We start from the raw sequence: 23658 nt of genomic DNA on the forward strand, positions 1-23658 counted from the left end.
TGACCATTGTACAACTATTGATTTGTAATTCTTTCCAATTCGGCCTCTGTAACGGTTAAAAGCCCATTGTCGATCAATCGAGGTGTTAATTTCCTCCAGTTGGGATCTTTCGAAAAGATCTTTTTAAACATAGGCAGCGCTTCTTCAAGTTTTCCGGTATTGGCCAGGTTGATGGCGTGCCAGTATTGCATTTCCAGGTTGTCCGGAAACATATTTTCAGCTTTCTTATAAAGCCTCCCCGCTTTCTCAAAATCTCCCGCTTCTACGGCTACATCGCCCTGGTTCATGTATTCGTAGGCCTGATGTACTTTCCATAGTCTTCTGAGCTCCTTGAGCGGATCTTCATGATCGTCCACTCTGATGTCTACCTTTCGGTCTATCCATACTTTACCGGTTGGCTGGTCTGCGACCACCAGTACGGCAGCAGATTGTTTTCCTCTTATGTCTCCTCCGGCTTTTTGAGCGGCTTCCAGCGCCTGTATCATCCGTTCGGCGAGTGGTCCCTCAGCGGTCCTGAATGCTTTTGCCATTGCAGGCCAAACCTGATCATTGTCCATTAAATTGGCCTGTACTGCAAAGTTTTCTCCTACAATGTGCCCTGCCGCCTGAATGTTTTTCGTTCCTGTATGAGCTGCAGCTAACCCGCTGGCATCAATGATCCCTATCTGCCTGTATGCCTGGCCATCATCGCTTTGGAGTAATGCCTTGAGTACCTCTTCCGCATCCAGCCCGGTTTTTAATAAGGCGAGCCCCTGGGGACCAAAGGCCGGATTGGCAAAAGATTGTGTAGCGATGGCCCCCACTCCGGCTTCAGCCCAGGTCACTATAGTACCTACCGAAAACCAATGCGATTGCACCGCTACACCCAGATCACCGGTTTCAGGATCATACGCTACTATGGAATAGGTATGAGTGAGCGGATTTTCTTTATTGAACTGCGTGAAAGCAGTCAGTGCATAAACCGAAAGCAGTATCGCTAAAATTGGTCGTATCATTTTCTGCTATCCTCAATGTCTATTAATTCCGGTGCGAAATGTTCCAGGTATGGTATAAATGCTGAATAATGCGTACCCCCTTCAATGGTAGCAAACGTTACCACTTCTTCGGAAGCTCCGCGATCGATAAAATGATGGTAAACATCCACGGAATTTTGGTATGGAACCGTTATATCCGCATCACCATGATACATGTAAAGGGGAACTGCAGGGGTGAAATCTGTGGGACTGTTTTCTTCAAAAGCTTTATTTACGGCCAGGTAATCCGGGTCAGAGGGCTCATGGCCTAAATAATCCGGGTTGAGTAGATCCGCAACAAAAGTAGTCAGTTGGGCATTGATCTCACCACCGCTAAACGAACCATCAAAAAGGCCCGGGATCGCAGAAGCATAAGGTTCCTGAAAATATAATGAAAGGTCACCCTCCCAATCAAAAGACACCTTGTAAGCCTGAGCTACATAGGCAAGGTAATAAGGCTGCTCGTAGGTTTCCTGCTCAAAAAAGAAATCCTGGACTCCTTTAATATCGTAACCTCCTGCAGCTGGAAACGAAGCCTGCAGTTCGTAACCGGGAATGCCGGTTGTTTCTGCATATTTATGGGCAACCATAGTGGCATAGCCGCCCTGAGAGTAGCCGGCAAGGTAAAGCCTGTTGCTGAGGTTGAGTTCAAGCTCCCCGGCCATTTCTCCGGAGGCCAGGATGTTATCCACGATGGCATCTGCCGTCATATCCTCTACATAATAAGGATGCATAGTCTCGAGAGACGCTCCAAAACCAATGAAGTCCGGAACCACCGTAACAAACCCGGCGGAGGCTAAGGCTGCATACAGCACAAGCTGGGTATTATCACTTTGAAGTTGTGAGGGAGCTTCCGCATTGCTGGCAATAGTTCCGTGCTGAAAGCTGATGGTGGAAACCTCATCAGTAGTTCTGGGCATAAAAACCAGACCGGATGCTTTGATCACCTCACCCTTGTACGTTGTATAATATGTCAGCCTGTATAGATCCACGTCGTACTTAAGCGCTTCTGTGGGAATATCCAGGTTAGCTGCGGTGATAAACACACTCAGCCTGGACGCTGATTGCTGGAAATCAAACTCATATTCATCAACCGTTCCCCGGCCGGGAGCCACCGTATCCGAATCTCTACAGCCGGGAAGCCACAGTAAACTAATTGTTACCAGGATAAGGGTGATGGATCTTTTTTGGGTTCCGGGTATCATTACTTTTGGTTTTTAGGTGGCAACCAGTTCTTCTTCAGTATCTTTTTCGATACGCAACCGGTCAATGATAAACTCCTGCCTGTCTGGGGTGTTTTTACCCATGTAAAACTTCAGCAGGTCTTTGATCTTGGTGTCCTTATGCAGGATTACAGGCTCCAGGCGGATATTCTCCCCAATAAATTCTCCAAACTCACTCGGAGATATCTCGCCCAGACCTTTGAACCGGGTGATCTCCGGTTTGTTGCCCAGCTTTTCGATGGCTGCTTTTCGCTCGCTCTCAGAGTAGCAGTAGATGGTTTCCTTTTTATTCCTGACTCTGAAAAGCGGCGTGTCGAGGATGTAAACATGGTTGTTCCTCACCAGCTCCGGAAAAAACTGAAGGAAATAGGTCAGCAGCAACAAGCGGATATGCATACCATCCACATCGGCATCTGTGGCAATCACGATTTTGCGGTATCGCAATCCTTCCAGCCCGTCTTCAATATTCAGAGCGTGTTGCAACAGGTTAAACTCTTCATTTTCGTACACCACTTTTTTGGTCTGACCAAAGCAGTTGAAGGGTTTACCGCGCAAGCTGAAAACGGCCTGTGTCTGAACATCACGGGATTTGGTAATGGATCCGCTGGCAGAATCTCCCTCCGTAATGAAGATCATGGTGTTTTCCCGCGTTTCTTCATCCAGCTTTTTATCGCTGTAGTGGATGCGGCAGTCTCTAAGCTTCTTGTTGTGCAGGTTGGCTTTTTTCGCTCTTTCATTGGCCAGCTTTTTAATGCCCGCGATCTCTTTGCGTTCTCGCTCAGATTGCAGAATACGCTTGTGCATGGCCTCAGCCACATCACTGTGCCGGTGCAGGTAGTTGTCCAGCTCCCGCTTGATAAAATCATTGACAAACGTACGCATAGTAGGACCTTCCGGGGCTACACTCTGTGAGCCCAGCTTGGTTTTGGTCTGACTTTCGAAGACGGGCTCCTGTACGCGAATGGCAATGGCGCCTACAATGGAAGCCCGCACATCCGCCGCATCAAAATTCTTTCCGTAAAATTCCCTCACCGTCCGCACAAGCGCTTCCCTCAGAGCAGCCAGGTGCGTGCCTCCCTGGGTGGTGTTTTGCCCATTGACAAACGAATAGTACTCTTCCCCATACTGGTTAGCATGCGTTAATGCTACTTCTATATCTTCGCCTTTCAGGTGGATGATCGGGTAGCGGATGGCTTCTTCGTCTGTTTTCCGGGTCAACAGATCATGAAGCCCTTTTTCAGAATGGTATTTGTTTCCATTGAAGTTGATCGTCAGGCCGGCATTCAGAAAGGCATAATTCCACAGCAGGTCGTCCAAATATTCGGGAATGAAATGATAGTTTTTAAATACGGTATCGTCAGGTTCAAAAATGATAGCCGTTCCATTTCTTTCCTGAGTTTTGCCCACTTTAGCATCATTGACAATCTCTCCCCGTTTGAACTCAGCTACTTTGGTTTCCCCATCACGAAATGACTGTACTTTAAAATAAGTACTCAATGCATTTACCGCTTTGGTACCCACTCCGTTCAGACCTACGGACTTCTGAAATGCACCCGAGTCATATTTCCCTCCGGTGTTGATCTTGCTTACACAGTCTACCACTTTACCCAGAGGAATGCCCCGGCCATAGTCCCTCACCTCTACCCGGTGTTCAGTTACTTTGATGTTGATGTTGCGGCCATGGCCCATCATGTGCTCATCTATACTGTTGTCTATGATCTCTTTTACCAATACGTAGATCCCGTCGTCCGGAGCAGACCCATCTCCCAGCTTCCCGATATACATCCCCGGTCTCAGCCGGATGTGTTCTTTCCAGTCCAGTGACTTAATGCTGTCTTCCGTATATTGTACTTCTGCCATACGCTTCCCTAAAATCAGTTAAGTATTTGAAGATTTGACATAAACTCAAATCGGAATTTATACAAAAAAATAGATTTAAAAAGATCTTTAAAAATGCCTGTACTTAGGTTTCTGATTGAATCAACTACCTATAAAAGATTGCTAATCAATTAGTTTTAGCTCCTGTTTACAACCAAATAAATCAGGCCGATAATCCATGAAAAAATGAGGATCGGCCCGATATAGTTCAGGTAAGCAAATCCTGAAAGCTTAAGATGCTGTGTATTGTTGATCACTCCGATGAAGCCTGTGATCAGTGCAAAATAGAAATTGAGGATGAAGGTGAACCCTCTCACCCATGCTTTTACCTCTGTTTTTTGAATGGATTTCTCATAAAGCTTTTCAAAGGCAAGCAATGCTATGTTTATAATTACAAAGACAGCGATGAAGAAATAGAAAAACGATTCTTTGTGCAATTGCAACTCAGTAGTCTCCGGACGCAGTTTTACCATGACCGGAGCATAAGCATATACAATTAATAAGGTGCCAAGAAATAATACGACGGATAAAACTTTGAGAATATTGACTGCTTTTAGCATAATATTTTTCGGGTGGTGTAGTCCGTAGACTGTGGTGGTAATAATGTCGGCAAAAATATGCTAAGCAGGGGAAAATGTTTAGTGGTTGACCGGGAAATTATCAGGGAGTTTGGCCAGGTCTTTTTGACCTCCGGATCATCAAATGGATGAAGCTTATTTACTCCCAGCCTTTCCATTTTTTACTGAAGATGCTTACCAGCTTTAAAACTTCTTCATGATCATGATCTATTGGGTAGAGTGAAGATACCCGGTGGAAGGGCAATACAACCCCCTATTTCCCTTTACAATGAAGGTCAGTTGGCGGAACAGCCCCTGTCCCCCTTTATCAATACTCTTAAGTTAAGGTCACTCCAGAATGGAGTCTTGGGTATTTGAGCATTTTCGTTTCAATAATTGATAGATCCTATCCGGATGGAATCCCGGATGGAATCCCGGATGGAATCACTGGAATGACTGATCTTTTCGGAGCAATAAACCTTAACTTAATACCATTGTCCCCTTTATTAAGGGGGAATCGTTGATTGACGATTATCCAATGTGATGGAAATTCACTCTCCCTGTAATTTCCAGTCCTCTCCTGCTACTAACGAAGGCAGAAGTAGGTCACCTAACCTAAATAAAATTGACTGAAACAGCATTTATACATCTGGTGCAGCAACACTCCGGTATCATTCATAAGGTACTGTACCTGTACGTGGATACTCCTGAAGATAAGCAGGACCTGAAACAGGAAATTCAGCTTCAGGCCTGGAAAGCCAAAGAACGATTCAGGGGCGATTCTCAGTTTAGTACGTGGCTGTACCGGGTGGCGTTAAATACCGTACTTACATTCAAACGCAAAAAGAAAGTCGTTACAGGTCCTCTGCCTGAGTATGACATCAGGCAGGAGGAAACAGCTCAGTCGGACAGGTCTGACCTGCTGCTGAGAGCGGTCAGGGGCCTGAATGATATTGACAAGACGATCATCACCCTGCACCTGGAGGACTATGATAACGGGGAGATCAGTGAAATCACCGGTCTCTCTAAAAACAACGTGGGTGTTAAGCTCCACCGGATAAAAGAGCATTTGAAAAAGAAAATAATCAGCAGACCCAATGGATGAACTGAAAGAAGCATGGGGTTCTATAAAAAGTAAAAGCGAGGGCTTTACGAACCTCTCCGAGGAAGAGATCAGAAGTACGGTCAACTATGCCCGACCTTCGGGGATCATCGAAAAGCTCCGCAAGAAGGTAAAAGCGAAGCTCATCTATGCGATTACGTTTACACTCCTGTTTGCCATCATCATCCCTTTTGCAATGCCGTTGGCGTCACAGATATTACTGACCATCCTGGTAGTGGCCTACCTGGTCGGCAGCATCCTGCTCCACCAGGAGCTACAGGTCCTTAACAAAGGTGTGGACATGAGCCAAAACCTCCTGAAGGGACTGGAATCTTACCGGGACAGGATCAAACGGGTCATTCGCTATGAAGAGGCGATCGGGCTGACCTTATATCCGGTATCTGCCTCCGGAGGTTTTTTCCTGGGCATGCAGATCGTAGACCGGGAGGCTGAGATCATGACTCGGTCCTTTCAGTGGGTGGTACTGATCGTCACGATCATTCTGTTCACCATTTTAGGACACTGGACAGCCAAATGGCTTAATAAAAGAGCTTTTGGGAAGTATCTGGAGAAACTGGAGGATAATATCAGAGAATTGGGAGATTGAGGTTAATTAACCGGAGGCGACAAAAAAAATCCTTTTCACTTATCTTTGATGTATGGACATTGACCCCATCATCTTATCCATCCCCATTTACTTTCTGCTCATTGCGGTAGAGCTGCTGATCCAGTTTTTTGCAAACCGGAAGATCTACAGGCTCAATGATGCCATCACCAACATCTCCTGTGGCATTACGCAGCAGATCACAGGCGCTTTTTTCAAAGTAGGTACTATAGCGGTCTACCAGTATGTGTATGAGTTTTGGTCTGTCACCACGGTACCGGTCACCTGGTGGTCAGTGATCCTGCTGGTATTCCTGGTGGACCTGTGCTACTACTGGGCACACCGGATGAGTCACGAGATCAACCTTTTCTGGGGTGGTCACGTGGTGCATCATCAGAGTGAGGATTATAATTTTTCGGTAGCGCTGAGGCAAGGCTCTTTCCAGGTCCTGTGGACGTTTTGGTTTTACATTCCGCTGGCTTTCCTGGGATTTGATACCGTCACCTTTCTGCTGATCTCTGCGCTTAACACCGTTTACCAGTTCTGGATCCATACGGAGACCATCGGCAAGCTGCCCCGACCCATCGAGTTTATCTTTAACACGCCCTCCCACCACCGGGTACATCATGGGCGTGACCCCAAGTACATTGATAAAAACCATGCCGGCAGCCTGATCATCTGGGACCGGATGTTCGGCACCTTCCAGGAGGAAGAAGAACGGCCTACCTATGGCATTACCAAACCTATAAACACCTGGAATCCTGTGTGGGCCAACCTCAAGCATTATGTGGAAATGGCTGATCAGGTCAAGGAAATGCCCGGTTTGAGAAATAAATTAGGTGTCATTTTCAATAAGCCCGGCTGGAGGCCCGAGTCTTTGGGTGGCTATCAGGCAGCTCCGAAAGTGGACAAGTCTGCGTACCACAAGTACAACGAGCATCCCGCCGTGAAAGTGGCTGTTTATGTCCTGATCCAGTTTGTTATCGTTTTGGCGCTCACCTCTTTTTTTCTTTTCCAGGTAGATCAGCTCGCACTTACAATGAAGCTTGCATTTTCAGCTTACATTGTCTGGTCGGTAGCCCAGCTTGGGTTGTTTCTGGAAAACAGGCAAAAATGGTTTCTGCTGGAGTACATTCGCCTGACTTTTACCGCACTCATGGTTTACTTTATGGGGTTTGGTAATATTGCGCTGCTTGGTACCGGACTGTACGCGCTAGTCTCCGCTGTTTGGTTTTTCCAGGTTTCCAGGTTCTCAACGAAGAGGCAGGTTAGTAAAGCGTGAATGAGCATAAATTTTAGAATCCCTAATATACCAACCCGAAGGAGGAATAAAATTTATTGAATTTCATCGCTCCGGCGAAACGGTGACCGATAAGTAACAGATGATATATACATGACCAATTTAAAAGTAATTACCTTAAGCTTATTTCTCACAGCGTGTTACTCCGTACCGGACATCCCCGGATTTGACAGGGAAAAGTGGTCAGCCGAACTCACTACCTGCGAAAGCTCCAGGGTTTCTCAGGCTCAGGCTATCATTGACCACCAGGAAAATCTGCTGGGGGAAGGACAGGCAGAAGTCAAGGCTTTACTTGGACAACCCGATGAACATGAGCTCTATCGAAGAAACCAGAAGTTTTTTTACTACAACCTGACGCTTTTTTCAGATGAATGTGAAACTGTTGCCCAGCGCCTCAGCATCCGGTTTGATGCCTTAGATCGGGTGAAGGAGTTGATGATTGTAGAATATTAAGGATCATGCGGAAAAACCCGGGGATTGTGCTTTGGAAGTTAGTTTAGGGTTCCCGCAGAGCATTATCCGCGTTTAAAAAATAACCAGGGAATGAATATCTGCATTCAGCTTTTCCCGACCTTTCAGCAAAGCCAGCTCTACCAAAAACGAAAAACCTACCACCTCTCCTCCTATTTTTTGAATGAGCTCTGCTGCGGCCCTGGCAGTGCCCCCTGTAGCCAGCAGGTCGTCATGGATCAGGATCTTTTGGCCGGGTTTAATGGCATCCGTGTGAATTTCAATCTCCGCAGACCCATATTCGAGTTTATAGGAGTGCTTTACTGTGGTGAATGGCAATTTTCCGGCCTTTCGTACCGGAATAAAGGGTACATTGAGCTGATGAGCCAGTTGCAGACCATAGATAAATCCCCGTGATTCTATACCCACAATACCACCTACATTTTTATCTTTCCAATATTCAAAAAAGGACTGGCTGACCTCCTGACTAAGCTCAGGATCTGAAAGTACCGGTGTGATGTCTTTAAATTGAATGCCTGGTTTTGGAAAATCAGGAATGGTCCTGATCGTTTTTTCCAGTTTTTGGTTTATCATAATTTCTTACTGTAATCCGGCCGAAGTTAAATCATTGCAAAAATATAGGTTTTGCTTTTACCAGCCTTATTATAATCCCTTTCCGAGGGAAGATACGTGTTTTGGAAATACTACACTATAGCGCTCAGGGTGCCTACTAATTATTCAAACCGTAAAGCATCTATCGGATCCAGCTTAGAGGCTTTGTATGCAGGAAGGTATCCGGAGATGAGACCTACGACCATCCCTACCACCACTCCAAAGACTATCCAGACCCAAGGGACAACAAACCCACTGTTACTGATCAGTGTAGAGGTCAGGTTGCCTATTGCGATTCCCAGCACTATACCTCCTACACCGCCCATCTGACAAATGACAATAGCTTCAATGAGAAACTGTTGCCTGATCTTTAATGGCGTAGCACCCAGGGCTTTTCTGACTCCTATTTCACGGGTTCGTTCGGTAACAGACACCAGCATAATGTTCATCAGACCTATAGAAGCGCCCAGCAGGGTGATAAACCCAATAGTAAAGCCACCGATCCTGAGATAACCGGTAATGTCTCCCAGGCGTTCAGCAAGAGAGCGGTTTACATTGATCTCAAATGAGTTCTCCTGTTTTACAGGATCCCTGCGTATTGCTCTCATCAGTCCGGTAGCCAGCCCCGTGGCGCTTTCTACCTGTGTGGGGTCGTTTATAGCTACGGTTGCTTCATAGTTTAAACCCTGTCCTGCCGCCAGCCTGCGGGCAGTCAGTGTGGGAACCAGACACATCCTGTCTGTGCTGCCATTACCGCTGGCGCCACCCTGCGGCTCCAGGACACCGATCACTTTAAACTTAGATCCCATGAAGGATATATTTTCATTGATGGGGTCTTCAGCATCCTCAAACAGTGCATCGCGGATTTCTTTTCCGATAATCACTACCAATGCACCATTTTCTGTCTCTGCCTGTGAAAAAGCCCTTCCTTCTTTGATGTCATAGCCATCCACAACAAGGTAATCGTAATCTCCCCCCTGTATCCTGGTGTTTGGATTGGTTTTTTTGGAACCTCTTTTCGCTTCAGCTATTCCGGTCACATAAGCGTTGATACTCACCGTCCCGCCGGTAAATTTTTCCTTAAACCTCCGGAGGTCATCATAAGTGAGCGGTGGAAACACCTTGGCGGTCTTGCCTTCCCGGGAGCCTCTGTTCGTTCGTTTACTCTCCATATCAAAGGTATTTGCCCCAAGATTGTTGAAGCTGCTGTTTATGGAAGCCTGAATACCATCTATGGCGGTGAGGATACCCACCAGTGAAGTAATGCCAATGGCAATGATGGCTGCTGTGAGGATGGTTCGGAGCTTGTTAGCTTTGATGGATTTTATTCCCTCTTTTACATTTTCCCGTATGTTCATGGATTATATAGCAGATTAGATTGGGGTTGCCTGAAGTTTGTGATCTCGATCATTTATCTTTAAATATTAAAGATTCGGAAAGTTAATGAGAACGATCCGTTTTGATTAACGTTGTAATTACAAATTGAGATTCAGTATGCGGAAAATATTAGTGGGCCTTTTATTGATTATTTGTTTTCAGGCAAAAAGCGCTTACATCCTTATACCGATGGATGAAACACAAACCAACCACCTGAAAGCCTATGGTATCACCTATTGGATGTTGACTGAAGAGGTGCCTGTAGACTGGTTGCTTAACTATCGTGGCGGCAGTTTCATGGTCAAATATCTGCAGACTTTTGAAAATGAATGTGTTATTAGGGGGGTATCATACGAGGTAATCTCAGACGCTCAGGCCAATAGTATTCTCAAAGAAATTGGCAGTCCGACTTCCAACATGGACGTCATGAAGCTGGAAAAATACCCTAAAATCGCTGTATACTCACCAAAAAGCAAACAGCCCTGGGATGACGCTGTTACACTGGTCCTTACCTATGCGGAGATTCCTTACGATGTGATCTTTGATGATGAGGTGATGTATGATGAGCTCCCCAAGTATGACTGGCTTCATCTGCACCACGAGGATTTTACCGGACAGTATGGAAAGTTTTATCGAAACTACCAGCACTTCCCCTGGTACCAGCAGCAACAAAAAGAATATGAGGAATCGGCGAAAAAACACGGGTTTTCCAAGGTTTCCCACTTAAAACTGGCTGTGGTGAAAAAGATCAGGTCTTATGTTGCCGGTGGTGGCTTTCTTTTTGCCATGTGCTCTGCAACCGATACCTATGATATCGCTCTCGCTGCAGAGGGGCTGGATATTGTGGAGTCTATGTACGATGGAGATCCTGCTGATCCAAATGCCCAAAGCAAGCTGGACTTTGATGATACTTTTGCTTTTGAAAATTTCATACTGGAAAAAAATCCTTACGAATATGAGTACTCTAATATTGACATGCAGACCCGTGAACGTGGATTAAGACAGGAAAATGATTTTTTCTCCTTGTTTCAGTTTTCTGCAAAATGGGATCCCATACCCACTATGCTGACGCAGAACCACGAACGGATCATCAAAGGATTTATGGGGCAGACAACTGCTTTCAGAAAGGAGCTTGTAAAATCAGATGTGATTATTATGGGTGAAAACCGGTCCGTTGGTGAAGCCAGGTATATCCATGGTATAATGGGAAAAGGTTTCTGGACTTTTTACGGAGGTCATGACCCGGAAGACTATCAGCACTTTGTCAATGAGCAACCCACAGATCTTAATTTGCATCCAAAATCACCAGGATATCGTTTAATTCTCAATAACATTTTGTTTCCGGCAGCAAAGCAGAAGAAGCAAAAGACATAGGCAGAGTTTCTTAAAACTCGACCTGGGGAAAACCCCAATATTGTGGCGACCACAGAAGTACAATAGCCACAAAATAATGCTTCAAAAATGCGGTAGGTTTTCCCATGAGTCTAAAGGTTCGGTGAGTATGCTGAGGCCTGCATAAAAGTAATAGGACAAAGCAGGGTTATCTGTACCCTCCCCAACTATCGCGTAGTTCATTCGTATCTACCTAAGCTATGGGGTTATAAAATCGGCATCTATTATAATCGGGTAATTGGTGTTGGAATTGCATCAATTTTTATTAGTTTAGTTCAACTTTTTCTATTTTAAATACCATATTATGGAAACATCAGCAAATGGGAATAATGAAAACGTTGTGGTAACTCACAACATAGACCGCGTTAATCTTTACGATTTTGGCTATGAGAAATCGGGTAATGTAAAAGGAGATCCGGATGTCCTGGCCACCTATCTTGATAGAATGGTTAATGGCGATCTGGTTGAGGAAAATTATCGGGGAATCACCGATGAGGAAAAAAAGCAAAGGATTCAGGATATCCAGGCACTGGAGGAAGAGCTCAAGACTGTTGAGTCTGAAAATGCCAGGATCAATACCGAAATCAAGGCCAAAGAGAAAACAATAGAAGAGCATCGGGACGACCTCTTGAAAATAAGGGAATCAAGAGCAAACGATACCGAAAAGCTCAAAAAGGAAAGTTTCAGTGTGTTTAAGTTTACCATTAACCTGTTCATCCTGCTGGCCCTTTCTGTCTACCTGTTTTTCTTTTACGTATCAGCAGGATTCAAAGCTTTGTATGTGGACTTTGAGGCTGTAGCAGAAGGCATTGCGGAAGGTAGAGGTACGGGCAGCATTATGCCCAATGCTGCAGAACTTGCGGAAGCCATTCAGTTTAATTTTATGCTGATCCTGATCCCGTTCGTCTTTTATGCTTTTGGGTGGGCATTTCATGTGTTATTAGAAACCAAAGGAAACAAGCGATACATCCTGCTTTCCGGATTGATCTGCGTGACCTTTGTTGTAGACTTCTTACTGGCCATGATCATTCATAATAATACAGAGAATGCCAAAGAGCTGATGGGATTATCCACTACTCCCTGGGCGCAAAGCTCCACCTTTTATATCATCCTGTTTTTAGGATTTCTGGTATACATCATCTGGAGTATCCTGTTAGACTCATTGCTTCGTGAGTGGGATAAAAAACATGTGACAGGTAATATTAAAAAGATCATTAACCATCAGAAAAAAGATATTCAGATACTGAGATCCAAACTGACCAATACAGCAAAACTCGAAAACAAAATTGCAGATTACCGGGAGGATGTAGCTACGGTAATGCACGGAAATCTAAAACGGCACATAGATCAATTTACCTCCGGGTGGATCTCCTACCTCTCCCCTGCTAACATGAAAGATGTGAAAGAGAAATGCAAAGTTCTCAAGAAGAATTTTGAGGAAAAACATGGCATCAAACCAGGCACGGTAAAAGTAGTCAGCAAGCGCGGTTGATTCCTGACTTGTATATTATTATCACATAAACTATTAGAAAAATCATGCAATTAGCAATAAAGAGGAGATACTCACTATTGGCTTTGAGTGTTATACTTGGTACTTTGATAAGCTGTCAGGTACCACCTAAAGAGGAAAGAAAATTACGAACCAAGCATAATTACATCGTTTTGCTTGATCTTTCAGACCGGTTGATTGTGCAGGAAAATCAGCCGGAAAGGGACAAAAAGATCGTTAAACACATCTACTCCCTTTTTGAGGATCGGGTAAAAGCCGGGCTTTTCATTAAATCTCGTGATGAGATGAAAGTGGTCATAGCGCCGCAGCGAGGTTCAGGACTGAGGAAGGATATTTTTGAAGACCGGCTGTATGTGAATATGGATAACATCAAAATGATTTTCAGAAAAAAGAATGAAGAGGAACGTCGAAATAACTTCATAGCTAATCTGGATTCGTTATACGATGAAGCGGTGTTTAGCAATGATCCGGAGGATTACTATGGGGCGGACATCTGGAAGTATTTTTACGAAGATCTCAAGGTGGATTATTCACAAGATACACTGGTGAATAATTACCTTTTTATCCTCACTGATGGATATCCGATCGTTGGGAAAACACAGGTAAAACTTGGGGAAGTGAAAGACCGGTTTCCTAACCTTCATATTGTACTGCTGGAAGCTTCTCCGAGAGAAAAGGATCTGGAGTGGGACCGGATTATGGGGATCTGGGAAGACTGGTTCAACAAAATCGGAGTGAAAGAGTATACCCTGATCAAGCGAGGGGCTATCAGTAAAGAAATGGAGCAGATCGAATCGATCGTGAAGGAGGATTGACATAGGAAAAGGTTTTGACCCTGCTTTGTCCTTGACTGGAGCTTGCACGACGCAGAAATACACTGTATCGTAGCAAAAAGTAAGGACAAAGCCGGGTTGATTCCTGTACAATAGAAAGTGCTCGAAACTTTCAAACGGAGACTATGCCATCCCAGTTGAGTTCCGGTATCTAAAGGGTTTTACCTGGTACAGGTGATCAGGTCATCATTCCTCCTTCAGGTTTGCCAGGAATTCCACCAGGTCTCTAAGCTCACTTCCGGATAATATAGTGCCCATGGCTGGCATGCTTGAAGGGAAGTTGTTTCGCTCTTTTATACGCTGTAATGGAATTTCCAGAGGCTCAGCTTCACCGGTTTTTAGTATAAGCTCTTCATGGGTTTCTTCTATCAGCGTGCCCGATACTTTTGCTCCGTCTGTCAGGGTCAGCGATACCGTACCGTAACCAGGAGCCAGCCGTTTGCCGGGCTCTATCATGGCCTGGAGGATCTGTTCCCGCGTAAGCTGGTTGCCTATATTCCTGAGGTATGGACCTACGGAGTTCGGATCTTTTTCCCACGAGTGGCATCTGATACATTGTGCGCTGGAGTTATTAAAGAAGATTTTAGCGCCTTCTCTGGCGTCACCTCCGTAGAGCACTTCCTCATAATTCACCTGGTTTGAGGATCTGTGAGGTGCCACCATGGCCATGAGCTCCTCAGAATGGGTTGAATCTACGACGGTGAGCAAATCCAGTGTTACTCCACGGTGTATCTCTCCTTTAATCCATTGGTCGATCAGCGCTTCAAAGGTAGGCTGAGTAGTGGCTAAAGGAAGTTTCGTCAGCACATTGAGTACCTGCTGTTGCTCCCGGAGTGAACCCTTTTCAAATACAGGTTCAATGATAGCCATCAGCTCCGTACTGTCCAGATCAAGCTGATCGATATATTGCAGCGCATTTGACCGCACATTTTCACTTTCACTGCCTAGTGCATTACGAATGATCGAAATCATTTCCGGGTACCCCAGTTGATGCAAAATCCCAATCAGTTCGGCTCTGATCTCCTCTGACTCATGGCCTTCAGTCATGGCCACAAGCTGCTCAGAAAGACCGGATAAACCTAATGAGCCTATAGCCCGGGCAGCTGAAAGCACTACCCTTTGATCGTCAGACCGGAGCAGGCCAGCGAGCTGAGGCTTTAGCTGAGCTATCACGTAGGTATCATCCCTGCTTACCTCACCTCGATACCTTCCATCTACCCGGTCCAGTACGCTTGGATTTGCCCAGGTCCCCAGGACCTCCAGCGCTTCAGCACGGAGTTCACTATCCACATTCACATTTTGGATAAATCCGATTAAAAGATCCACTTCCTCTTCTCCACCAACTCTGGAAGCGGCATTTATGGCTCGCCTTATTAGTGGTTCATTAGAATAAGCAGGCTTGTCAAGCAGAGCTGCAAGGTCGGGGAGCGCTTCCGGGATGGAGAAATCGTCGTTGATCGCCCGGGCGGCTTCTGTCACAATGTAAGGGTCGGGATCCTTGAGAAATCCGGAGACACGAGGGTCCCGTAATCTTCGTAATGTAAGCACAGCCGCCAGTCGTAATGATGCGTCCGGATTACCCTTTAAGGAGACCATTGCGTCACTGGCTCCAATTCGGGAGAGGGCTAAAACGGCTGCATGTCTGAGGTATACATCTTCATCATTATTCAATTTGATCAGGTCAAGTAAATCCGGAACAGCTTCTTTATAACCTATCCTACCCAATGCCTGGGCGGCGAAAAACTTCACCCGGTCATTATCAGCTCCGAGCAAAGGCACCAGGGAACTTGCGGCATTTTGATAACGCACTTCACCTATCACTTTAGCTACCTGGGCCACAATTTCCGGGTCATTATCATCCAGCCATGGCAGGAGCACTTCAGCAGATACGTTTCCCATTCTTATCAGCTGCCCGGTTCCCCAGACCCCATGTATCCGGGGCAGTTGGTTTTCAGTTTGGGTAATGGCTTTTTTAAACACTTCAAGGCTTTCCTCTCCACGATCAGCCAGCTCAAATTGCGCCTTTTGACGGATTCTCATATCCGGGTAAAACAATAGCTCATATAGCGCATCTGTGGATTTTGAAGTGTAATCATCCTTCATGAGGTTTCTCGTCCTGACCCGTTCCGGGATGATATCATTCTCTGAGAGTTTCACATCCAGGCGCCATACTCTCCCATAGTTTTTAGTGCCCCAGCCATTGATCCAGTCCGCTACATAGAGCGCTCCATCCGGACCAAACCGGATGCCTGTGGGCAATATCCCTTCAAACACCTTTTCTTCTTCCTCAAATGCAAACGATGCTCCGTCAGGCTTCAGACTAAAAGCCCAAACGGGGGATCGGGATGGATTGCCGGTAAATTCAACAAGGAAAAACTTATTACGCCACTTTGAACTTAAAGCGGTCCCCGGATTGTATACCATACCTGCAGGTCCATTGTGGTAGTTAAATAATGGGGGGATGATGTAAGCTGCCTGTCCTTCCCAGCGCGCCAGGTGAAGTTTCTCGTCCATCCACACTTTATAATCATTGTTTTTTGGGTCGGTGTATTTCCCGAATTGCCAGTTAGTCCGCCAGCCCGCGTCGTGGCCTTCTACGATATACAGGATGCGCTCCCGCTCCCCTCTGTGGTCCCCGTCGTTATCCGCTCCTATAATATTGCCATATTCATCAAAAGCAAACTCATGCACATTTCTAAGGCCCGCGGCAAATACCTCAAAGTCACTTCCGTCCGGATTGGAACGAACTAAAACACCCTGATTGGGATAGTTATGAGTTACACCATCTTTAGTGGTGATCACTGCGCCGATATCCCCTATCCCCCAATAGAGCTTTCCGTCCGGTCCTTCCACAACTCCCGACATACCATGCCCGCTAAACCCTACATGCACGGCGTACCCGTGACTGATAGAGACCTTAGTGTCCTGAATGCCATCATTATCACTGTCAGTAATGCGCCACATATCCGGGCCTATACCTACGAAAAGGTCGTTTCTTCTGACCAGAAGAGCTCCTGCAACGTCGGTGATCTCTTCATTAAAATCTTTTAAAATCCGGGTGGAGATGTCCGCTACACCATCTTTATTCCGGTCCTCAATCCGCCAAACTTCATCTTTTTCTACAGCAAGGTCTCTCCAGTCATGAACGCCATCGTTAGTCAGATCCGGCAACCAGCTGTTTTCTTCACTTTTATCAGGAGCAAAAGTTTTTCGTAAGAAAGCCCTTCTGTCTTCCACAGTCTGTAGGCTTATGGATTCTGTTATCCAGTTGAGGTGGGAACGAATATCAAATTCCGAGTTTTTTTGCCGGTTAGTCCTGGTCAGGTAGACCCGCCCATAGTCATCTATAGACATAGCTATAGGGTCCGGGGCCAGCCTGTCCGTGGCCCAGAGATCCACCTCCATACCTTCAGCCACAGTGATTGGGATGTTTTCCCTGATTTCCTTTGCCTTGTTCACCACCTCTAAGGAATCCTCTGTCACCACCTTTTGTGTGTAGTTGGTATTTGGGGCCGAGCAACTCTGTATAATAAATAATAAAGCGAAAAGAAATGGGAAACGATTAGTCATAGAGCTTTTTTAAATTATAATTGTCAAAACTACAATTAAAAATTAAAATCCTGTATCCGAGCTATAGGGCCTTTAAAGTATAACATCTCACATTTTATTTTGCACTTGCAGAAGATTTTTCATACTTTCAAGAAATATTATTTAACCCTAACCTTATTAATTATGTACGAATCTGCAGATAGTGGAATGTTCCAGGCGATTGGAACAGTAGGAATTATCATTTATGTTGCAATTATCGTTTTAATGATTGCTTCTATGTGGAAAGTTTTCACAAAGGCAGGTAAGCCTGGATGGGCAGCCATTATACCCATCTACAACTTTATCGTTTTACTTGAAATTGTAGGTAAGCCTGCCTGGTGGATTGTTATCATCCTGATTGTTCCAATAGTGAATCTAATATTTGCTATATGGACAATTAACCTCTTATCTAAAAGTTTTGGAAATGGAGTAGGGTTTACAATAGGGCTCCTACTTCTTCCATTTATATTTTGGCCCATTCTTGGGTTTGGAGGATCCACCTACCAGGGCCCGGCAGCCGCTCAGGCGTCACCTGCTACTGCGTAAGTGGAATATACGCATTAAAGATCAATCTAAAATGCCACTTCGGTTCCCCGGGGTGGTGTTTTTTTATGAATAGTCAGCAATGAGTAAAACAAATCCTCCCTGTAGTCCCTCCAGAGGGACAGAATCTCCGATCTGCAATCTCTCCTCTGTTCTCTCCGTTTTCGGTGGTTTATATTCAATTGGCAATATTTCAAAAATCCCAAATCTACAAAACCTCAATGCATCCGGTCTCCCCTCACCTCCAGGGTGCGCATGATCTCTGCCTCTGCTTTTAAAAACGCTTTCCAGCGCTCATTCACATAATCTTCGGGCATGTAGCTTTTAGCCAGCTCAATGAAATTGTGATAATGACCGGCTTCTGAAACCATAAGTTCGTAATAAAACTTTTGCAGCTCTTCGTCGGGGATGTTTTTCCAAAGCAGTTTAAATCGTTCACAGCTTCGAGCCTCTATCAGCGCATTCATGAGGAGCTTTTCTACGAGTTGTTGTTCTCGGCTCCCTCCTTTTTTCAGGATTTGCCCAAGTGCAATGACATACTCATCTTTTCGCATCTTCCCGAGTGTATAGCCACGTTTTTTGAGCTGTTCGATCACCCGCTCAAAATGCCCCCATTCCTCAGCTACCACGGGAGTTAAAACCTCAACAAGCTCTTCACGCTCCGGATACTGCACAATGAGTGATATGCAGGAAGAGGCAGCTTTTTGCTCACAGTAGGCATGGTCTACCAGGATATCCTCAATATTCATTTCAGCAATATTGACCCATCGGGGATCGGTTGGCAGGTTTAGTCCCAGTGTCGTTTTCTGTTCACCCATATCAGTCAAAGAATAACCAGGTTGCACCAAAGTCAAAAACCCGAAACTGGCCGGGGTAATAAGGTGTAACAAAATAACCGCCATCAGTTGGTTGATTCACATTCGTGAATTTAACAAAAGCCCGCAGGTTATTTACCTGCATATTGAGGAATGCATCTGCGGTGATAAAGCTGTCAATCCTGAATTCATCCTGTAAATAGTACTGCTGTATCTCAGGAGCAAATGACTTTGCGTAGTAGTTGGTCCTGGCATGAATATCCAGGCCTACCTCTACATTCATGGTGTTTTTAAACAAGGCTCCTCTCCAAAACAGGCGACTATTATAAAACAAAGGAGGTATTCGTAGATTATCGGCACTTGTACCGGATTTGGTAGTATAGTATACTTCGTTTTCAAAATGGAGAGCATGGTTGAGCTCACGGTTAGTATATACTGTGATATCCGCTTCCCCACCCAATGAAGTCAGTAAGGCAATGTCATCACTTTGCCGGGGCGTTATCTCTTCATCAAAATATAAAAACTTATCCAGGGTTAGCAGGCGTCCTTGTGGTCTGACCTTAAGCCAGTTCAGCTTAAGCTGCACCCCGGCCTTGATCTCATTATTAAAAACCGACTCAAAGCTATTATCCCAATAGTGGTGGTTGCCAAACCACTGATCATAAATAAAAGCCGGCTTTGCCCGTATGGTGGTATAAGAACCAAAAAGGAGGTCAGAATTTAGTTTTCCTGACAATTCATATTCTCCGCTTTGCAAAATACGGGCATTGGCTTCTATATTGAACTTATCCCGCCAGTCAAATCGGGTATAGCCGCCCAGAAAGTTTTCGCTGAACCGGTCTGAAGGGTCGCTGTACAAATAGTTTATATCAATATCTCTGCGCTTAAGGTAAATGCGGTAAAAAAGATTTGCCAGGTCTCCTTTAATACCCACCTCATTGACCAGTTCACTCCAGTCCATCCTGGAGTAAGTGCTGTCTGCTCCGAGCAAAAACTGGTTATAAAAATCCGTGTATGTATTGAAGCCACTGCCAGCTGCACCATCTACAAAATCCTGATAGCCCACTGTCTGAGACTTCAGGTCAAACTGATGGTAAAACTCCAGCTGCGGCTGCCATTCATACTGGTGGTAAAGGTGCCAGTTGAGCCGCTCATCGCTAACCCGGGCCTCATTGAGCCGGATATTGGAATCCTGGTACTCAAATAGATCCGTAGGATCGGCAGTAGCCAGATCCTCGATGTAAATACCGCCTGTTTCCTCTACATTATGTGCCATCCGGATCACATGAAACATAGCCGAATAAGGGAGCTTTTCATGTTGGTAATAAGTATAGGCATCAAAGCTGGTGCTAACCACGTTTCGATCTCCCGTCGAAGAGCGACCGATCTGTTTGTCTGAAGTGATCCGAAAAATATCAAAGCCAATGTTCCATCGTTCATTTACATTTTGCGAATAGCTAAAATCAGCCACAGCCCTGCCTTCACCTCCAAAGACCACCTCTATAGACATAAATGGAGATTTGCTATCGTAATACTTAAATTCAGAAGGTTTTTTAAAAAAAGGGTCATATCCGTAAAACCCGGATGTGCGGCCTATTTCTTCAGGAACCGGATAAAAAACAGGCATCATCGCCGTACCATTATTACCAAGGTCCTGGTAATAATGATCTTCAATATCCATCTTCATGTAGCTTTCCAGGTTATACAGGGTAGTATCCGGATGCCGCTCAACCTCCTTGTTGTTTTTCAGGTCGTGCTCGTAAATGATCCGGGTAGTATTAGCTCCGTATACCAGCTTACTGGAATCATCCGTCAACTGACCGAATGCTACATAGCTAATTAGGGAATATAGAAGGACTAGCGTTTTTCTCACCGCGCAAAATTATAATGGATCTTCCTCAATAGCACCCTTTTTCTTTTGAAAACGGAATTTCAGGAAGGTTTTAAATGAGAGTCAATTATTGATAAGAATAACGCTTCATCTTTCAAAAATTTCATACGAATAGGTATATAATAACATGAGAAAGCTTTTAGATCTTCGAATTCTCTTAGCTTAACCATATCCTTTTCTGTGGTAAGTAAGCTGACATGGTCGCCCAACTCATTGGTTATATGCCTGATATCCAGCTTTGAATACTTATGATGGTCTTTGTAATGGTGAATGATCCTGCACCGAAAGTTTTTTTCCAGGTATTCTTCAAATGGTTCTGGCCGTGCTATACCCGATATACCAATCTGTGTAGGCTTCAGGGACAGGTTATTTTCAAAGAAAGGTTTTGGGTCCAAAAATTCAATTGAGCAGAAAAAGACAGGAGCCGGGGTGAATCTTCTGATCTCACGGATAATCTGACTCTGAATTTTATCATCCAAATTCGCGGGGCATTTGGTGACCACTACAGCCCCGGCCCTTTTTGCTTCAGACCTCCGCTCCCGTAGATATCCGGCTGGTAATAAATAATCCTGGTAAAACGGATTTTGAAAGGTGGTGAGCAGGATCTGTAAATCCGGCTGTACAACTCTGTGCTGGAAGGCGTCATCCATCAATATGACATCCGTGTCAGGACTGTGAAAAAGCAACTGGGGTATGGCAAGGTCCCTTTCTTTATCTACAAAAACACCGGTCCCCGGATGCTTCAGGAAATACATGAATGGCTCATCACCTACGGTCGCAGGGGTATCATCAGCATCTACCTGACGAAAACCACCGGTATTTCTCCCGTAACCCCGGCTTAAAATACTGGCCCGGGCATCGACTCTGTTGAATTGCTCTACCAGGTAGCTTACCATCGGGGTTTTTCCTGTTCCGCCCACGGAAAGATTCCCCACACCAATTACATTTGTGTCAAAATGTATCGGCTTGATGATTTCCTTATCGTAAAGCCGGTTTCTGGCCCTTGTAATAAGGTCATACAGAATAGCAAAAGGAAAAAGAAGATACTGCCACCAAGTCATAAACTTCACCTATGAAAATCAAAGATATAACGAATCACTTAGAGCAGATCGCTCCAAAAAATTACCAGGAATCTTACGATAATTCCGGGCTTTTGGTAGGAAACCCCCAGGCTGAAGTGAGTGAAATTCTTCTGACACTGGATGTGACGGAAGCCGTAATCGATGAAGCGATTGCACATGGGTGTAAGCTGATAGTAGCACACCATCCTTTGATATTCAAGGGGTTGAAAAGACTTACAGGTCAGCATTGGGTGGAACGATGTGTGATAAAGGCCATTCAAAATGATATCGCTATTTATGCCATTCATACCAATCTGGATAATGTCCATTTGGGGGTAAACAAAAAGATCAGTGAGAAGCTCGGTTTACAAAACACACAAATTCTAAGCCCCAAAAAAGATACCCTGACTAAGCTGGTGACATTTATTCCACACGAGGACACAGATAAAGTCCTTAAGGCGCTTTATGCCGCAGGCGCCGGGGAAGTGGGCAATTATGACCATTGCAGTTATCAGATAGAAGGTACAGGTACCTTCCGGCCCGGAGAAGGGACCAACCCGCATATTGGATCCCAAAACCAGGACGAAACCGTTCAGGAAAAGCGGGTGGAAGTAATATTCCCTGCACATTTAACTGTGAAGGTTATGAATGCACTGAACATGGCTCATCCTTACGAAGAAGTGGCACATTACCTTACTCCGCTGAGTAATGCAAATCAGGAAGTGGGGTCGGGAATGATCGGGGACCTTCCCGAACCTGTAGAAGCAGTGCAGTTTTTGAGGGGATTAAAAATGGATATGCAGACTGACCTGATCAGGCATACAGCTATTCATAAGGAAAAGGTTTCAAAAATTGCTGTTTGCGGAGGCGCCGGAAGCTTTCTTTTGGGAAAGGCTATTTCGTCAGGCGCTGATGTGTTTATTACGGGTGATTTTAAATATCATGACTTTTTTGAGGCGGATCAGCGGGTGATCATTGCCGATATAGGGCATTATGAAAGTGAACAATTCACAAAGGATTTGCTTTATGATATATTACGAGAAAAATTCACTAATATTGCACTCCGTTTGACGGAGGTAGAAACGAATCCAATCAATTATTTGTAATACTGCATGGAAAATACCGTAGCGAAAAAGCTCGAAAACCTGGTAAAATTACAATCCATTGACTCAGAACGCGATGAATTAATAAAGGTAAGAGGAGCTTTGCCGGACGAGGTGATGGACCTGGAGGATGAGATCGCGGGATACCAAACCAGAGTAGAAAAACAAAACCAGGAACTTAGCGAACTCGAGGAAAGCATAACCGGGAATAAGAGCGCAATAAAGGATGCTGAGAAACTCATAAAAAAATATGAGGAGCAGCAGATGAATGTCCGAAATAATCGTGAGTACGACGCGATTACCAAGGAAGTAGAGCTTCAGCAGCTGGAAATTCAGATCCTGGAAAAGCGGATCAAGGAAGCGCACGAAAAGATCGACAAGAAAAAGGAAGAGATCGAGCAGACTAAAGGAATTCTTGACGAGCGCAAAAAAGATCTTGATTCTAAGAAATCTGAACTTGAAACCATCACGAAAGAGTCTGAATCAGATGAGCAAAAGCTCCTCAAGGATCGTGAAAAGGCTGCAAAGAATGTCGAAGACAGACTTCTGAAGTCTTATGAGAAGGTAAGAGAAAACATGAGGAATGGCCTGGCAGTAGTGCCTGTAAAAAGAGGTGCCTGTGGCGGATGTTTCAACATCGTGCCACCTCAGAAGCAAGCTGAAATCCGGGAGAAGAAAAAAATCATTATTTGCGAACATTGTGGTCGCATACTGGCCGATGTGGAAGATGAGATCGAAGAGGATCCAAAGCCAAAAAGAAGGACAAAAAGAACCACATCCAGGTCAAAATAAAGTACATAACCCCA

At 45.0% G+C, this 23658-nt stretch carries 20 protein-coding genes; 10 read left to right on the forward strand and 10 right to left on the reverse strand.

All coding sequences use genetic code 11. The annotated features are described in order from the left end of the window. Positions 1 to 14: 14 nt before the first annotated feature. The 4 genes from AC3E9V_RS12770 to AC3E9V_RS12785 form a co-directional block, all read right to left on the reverse strand. On the reverse strand, positions 15 to 995 hold the full coding sequence (locus tag AC3E9V_RS12770) for a DUF1028 domain-containing protein (protein WP_488753593.1): 981 nt from the start codon (positions 993 to 995) through the stop codon (positions 15 to 17). Beyond that, positions 992 to 2218: an alpha/beta hydrolase family protein gene (locus AC3E9V_RS12775; RefSeq protein WP_488753594.1), complete on the reverse strand. Its 1227-nt coding sequence runs from the start codon at positions 2216 to 2218 to the stop codon at positions 992 to 994. The genes AC3E9V_RS12770 and AC3E9V_RS12775 overlap by 4 nt, the downstream gene beginning before the upstream one ends. 12 nt (positions 2219 to 2230) lie before the next feature. Beyond that, positions 2231 to 4096: a DNA topoisomerase IV subunit B gene (locus AC3E9V_RS12780; RefSeq protein WP_488753595.1), complete on the reverse strand. Its 1866-nt coding sequence runs from the start codon at positions 4094 to 4096 to the stop codon at positions 2231 to 2233. Positions 4097 to 4251: 155 nt separating this feature from the next. Further along, positions 4252 to 4674 carry a hypothetical protein gene (locus tag AC3E9V_RS12785; RefSeq protein ID WP_488753596.1) on the reverse strand — a complete coding sequence of 141 codons (423 nt, stop codon included), beginning with the start codon at positions 4672 to 4674 and terminating at the stop codon, positions 4252 to 4254. A 622-nt stretch (positions 4675 to 5296) separates the two neighbouring features. On the opposite strand from AC3E9V_RS12785, the gene AC3E9V_RS12790 reads away from it, so the two are divergent. From AC3E9V_RS12790 to AC3E9V_RS12805, 4 genes are all read left to right on the forward strand, one after another. After that, complete coding sequence (locus tag AC3E9V_RS12790; RefSeq protein ID WP_488753597.1) at positions 5297 to 5776, forward strand: RNA polymerase sigma factor; 480 nt, start codon at positions 5297 to 5299, stop codon at positions 5774 to 5776. Continuing rightward, the gene (locus AC3E9V_RS12795; RefSeq protein ID WP_488753598.1) at positions 5769 to 6380 is read left to right on the forward strand and encodes a hypothetical protein; all 612 of its coding nucleotides are present in this window, start codon (positions 5769 to 5771) and stop codon (positions 6378 to 6380) included. Before AC3E9V_RS12790 ends, AC3E9V_RS12795 begins: the two co-directional genes overlap by 8 nt. Positions 6381 to 6432: 52 nt before the next feature. After that, complete coding sequence (locus tag AC3E9V_RS12800; protein WP_488753599.1) at positions 6433 to 7659, forward strand: sterol desaturase family protein; 1227 nt, start codon at positions 6433 to 6435, stop codon at positions 7657 to 7659. 111 nt (positions 7660 to 7770) lie between these two features. Then, on the forward strand, positions 7771 to 8130 hold the full coding sequence (locus AC3E9V_RS12805) for a hypothetical protein (protein ID WP_488753600.1): 360 nt from the start codon (positions 7771 to 7773) through the stop codon (positions 8128 to 8130). Between the two features lie 72 nt (positions 8131 to 8202). Here AC3E9V_RS12805 and AC3E9V_RS12810 read toward each other — a convergent pair whose 3' ends face one another. Both AC3E9V_RS12810 and AC3E9V_RS12815 read right to left on the reverse strand, forming a co-directional pair. After that, positions 8203 to 8721 carry an adenine phosphoribosyltransferase gene (locus AC3E9V_RS12810; protein WP_488753601.1) on the reverse strand — a complete coding sequence of 173 codons (519 nt, stop codon included), beginning with the start codon at positions 8719 to 8721 and terminating at the stop codon, positions 8203 to 8205. A 140-nt stretch (positions 8722 to 8861) separates the two neighbouring features. Next, entirely contained in the window at positions 8862 to 10097 is a 1236-nt protein-coding gene (locus tag AC3E9V_RS12815) for an ABC transporter permease (RefSeq protein WP_488753602.1), read from the reverse strand. A gap of 136 nt (positions 10098 to 10233) precedes the next feature. Here AC3E9V_RS12815 and AC3E9V_RS12820 point away from each other — a divergent pair, with 136 nt between their 5' ends. The 3 genes from AC3E9V_RS12820 to AC3E9V_RS12830 all read left to right on the forward strand — a co-directional run bounded on the left by AC3E9V_RS12820 (position 10234) and on the right by AC3E9V_RS12830 (position 13833). Then, the gene (locus tag AC3E9V_RS12820) at positions 10234 to 11490 is read left to right on the forward strand and encodes an asparagine synthetase B (RefSeq protein WP_488753603.1); all 1257 of its coding nucleotides are present in this window, start codon (positions 10234 to 10236) and stop codon (positions 11488 to 11490) included. A gap of 322 nt (positions 11491 to 11812) precedes the next feature. Then, on the forward strand, positions 11813 to 13000 hold the full coding sequence (locus AC3E9V_RS12825; RefSeq protein ID WP_488753604.1) for a hypothetical protein: 1188 nt from the start codon (positions 11813 to 11815) through the stop codon (positions 12998 to 13000). 44 nt (positions 13001 to 13044) lie between these two features. After that, on the forward strand, positions 13045 to 13833 hold the full coding sequence (locus AC3E9V_RS12830; RefSeq protein WP_488753605.1) for a hypothetical protein: 789 nt from the start codon (positions 13045 to 13047) through the stop codon (positions 13831 to 13833). A gap of 204 nt (positions 13834 to 14037) precedes the next feature. On the opposite strand, the gene AC3E9V_RS12835 is transcribed toward AC3E9V_RS12830, so the two are convergent. Then, complete coding sequence (locus tag AC3E9V_RS12835) at positions 14038 to 17421, reverse strand: HEAT repeat domain-containing protein (RefSeq protein ID WP_488753606.1); 3384 nt, start codon at positions 17419 to 17421, stop codon at positions 14038 to 14040. Between the two features lie 162 nt (positions 17422 to 17583). On the opposite strand from AC3E9V_RS12835, the gene AC3E9V_RS12840 reads away from it, so the two are divergent. Continuing rightward, positions 17584 to 17985, forward strand: coding sequence for a DUF5684 domain-containing protein (locus AC3E9V_RS12840; RefSeq protein WP_488753607.1), 402 nt, complete (start codon positions 17584 to 17586; stop codon positions 17983 to 17985). 215 nt (positions 17986 to 18200) lie between these two features. Here AC3E9V_RS12840 and AC3E9V_RS12845 read toward each other — a convergent pair whose 3' ends face one another. Genes AC3E9V_RS12845 through lpxK form a run of 3 tightly spaced genes read right to left on the reverse strand, consistent with a single transcriptional unit; the run spans position 18201 to position 21749 of the window. Then, entirely contained in the window at positions 18201 to 18800 is a 600-nt protein-coding gene (locus AC3E9V_RS12845) for a MiaE family protein (RefSeq protein WP_488753608.1), read from the reverse strand. A gap of 1 nt (position 18801) precedes the next feature. Then, a complete protein-coding gene (locus AC3E9V_RS12850) occupies positions 18802 to 20670 on the reverse strand; it encodes a putative porin (protein ID WP_488753609.1) in 1869 nt (622 codons plus the stop codon). A gap of 59 nt (positions 20671 to 20729) precedes the next feature. Then, positions 20730 to 21749 carry a tetraacyldisaccharide 4'-kinase gene (gene lpxK, locus AC3E9V_RS12855; protein WP_488753610.1) on the reverse strand — a complete coding sequence of 340 codons (1020 nt, stop codon included), beginning with the start codon at positions 21747 to 21749 and terminating at the stop codon, positions 20730 to 20732. Positions 21750 to 21760: 11 nt separating this feature from the next. Here lpxK and AC3E9V_RS12860 point away from each other — a divergent pair, with 11 nt between their 5' ends. Together AC3E9V_RS12860 and AC3E9V_RS12865 are read left to right on the forward strand one after the other, a co-directional pair. Beyond that, positions 21761 to 22855 carry a Nif3-like dinuclear metal center hexameric protein gene (locus AC3E9V_RS12860; protein ID WP_488753611.1) on the forward strand — a complete coding sequence of 365 codons (1095 nt, stop codon included), beginning with the start codon at positions 21761 to 21763 and terminating at the stop codon, positions 22853 to 22855. A gap of 6 nt (positions 22856 to 22861) precedes the next feature. Beyond that, positions 22862 to 23644 carry a zinc ribbon domain-containing protein gene (locus tag AC3E9V_RS12865; protein WP_488753612.1) on the forward strand — a complete coding sequence of 261 codons (783 nt, stop codon included), beginning with the start codon at positions 22862 to 22864 and terminating at the stop codon, positions 23642 to 23644. Positions 23645 to 23658: the final 14 nt, after the last annotated feature.

The organism is Marinoscillum sp. HNIBRBA16962 (assembly GCF_057801515.1).

Bases quoted from the DNA above. Each gene is read 5' to 3' on its own strand.
- AC3E9V_RS12860 (WP_488753611.1), top strand. From the start codon at position 21,761: ATGAAAATCAAAGATATAACGAATCACTTAGAGCAGATCGCTCCAAAA.
- lpxK (WP_488753610.1), bottom strand. From the start codon at position 21,749: ATGACTTGGTGGCAGTATCTTCTTTTTCCTTTTGCTATTCTGTATGAC.
- AC3E9V_RS12835 (WP_488753606.1), bottom strand. From the start codon at position 17,421: ATGACTAATCGTTTCCCATTTCTTTTCGCTTTATTATTTATTATACAG.
- AC3E9V_RS12820 (WP_488753603.1), top strand. From the start codon at position 10,234: ATGCGGAAAATATTAGTGGGCCTTTTATTGATTATTTGTTTTCAGGCA.
- AC3E9V_RS12770 (WP_488753593.1), bottom strand. From the start codon at position 995: ATGATACGACCAATTTTAGCGATACTGCTTTCGGTTTATGCACTGACT.
- AC3E9V_RS12840 (WP_488753607.1), top strand. From the start codon at position 17,584: ATGTACGAATCTGCAGATAGTGGAATGTTCCAGGCGATTGGAACAGTA.
- AC3E9V_RS12815 (WP_488753602.1), bottom strand. From the start codon at position 10,097: ATGAACATACGGGAAAATGTAAAAGAGGGAATAAAATCCATCAAAGCT.
- AC3E9V_RS12795 (WP_488753598.1), top strand. From the start codon at position 5,769: ATGGATGAACTGAAAGAAGCATGGGGTTCTATAAAAAGTAAAAGCGAG.
- AC3E9V_RS12810 (WP_488753601.1), bottom strand. From the start codon at position 8,721: ATGATAAACCAAAAACTGGAAAAAACGATCAGGACCATTCCTGATTTT.
- AC3E9V_RS12775 (WP_488753594.1), bottom strand. From the start codon at position 2,218: ATGATACCCGGAACCCAAAAAAGATCCATCACCCTTATCCTGGTAACA.
- AC3E9V_RS12805 (WP_488753600.1), top strand. From the start codon at position 7,771: ATGACCAATTTAAAAGTAATTACCTTAAGCTTATTTCTCACAGCGTGT.
- AC3E9V_RS12825 (WP_488753604.1), top strand. From the start codon at position 11,813: ATGGAAACATCAGCAAATGGGAATAATGAAAACGTTGTGGTAACTCAC.
- AC3E9V_RS12800 (WP_488753599.1), top strand. From the start codon at position 6,433: ATGGACATTGACCCCATCATCTTATCCATCCCCATTTACTTTCTGCTC.
- AC3E9V_RS12780 (WP_488753595.1), bottom strand. From the start codon at position 4,096: ATGGCAGAAGTACAATATACGGAAGACAGCATTAAGTCACTGGACTGG.
- AC3E9V_RS12830 (WP_488753605.1), top strand. From the start codon at position 13,045: ATGCAATTAGCAATAAAGAGGAGATACTCACTATTGGCTTTGAGTGTT.
- AC3E9V_RS12845 (WP_488753608.1), bottom strand. From the start codon at position 18,800: ATGGGTGAACAGAAAACGACACTGGGACTAAACCTGCCAACCGATCCC.
- AC3E9V_RS12865 (WP_488753612.1), top strand. From the start codon at position 22,862: ATGGAAAATACCGTAGCGAAAAAGCTCGAAAACCTGGTAAAATTACAA.
- AC3E9V_RS12785 (WP_488753596.1), bottom strand. From the start codon at position 4,674: ATGCTAAAAGCAGTCAATATTCTCAAAGTTTTATCCGTCGTATTATTT.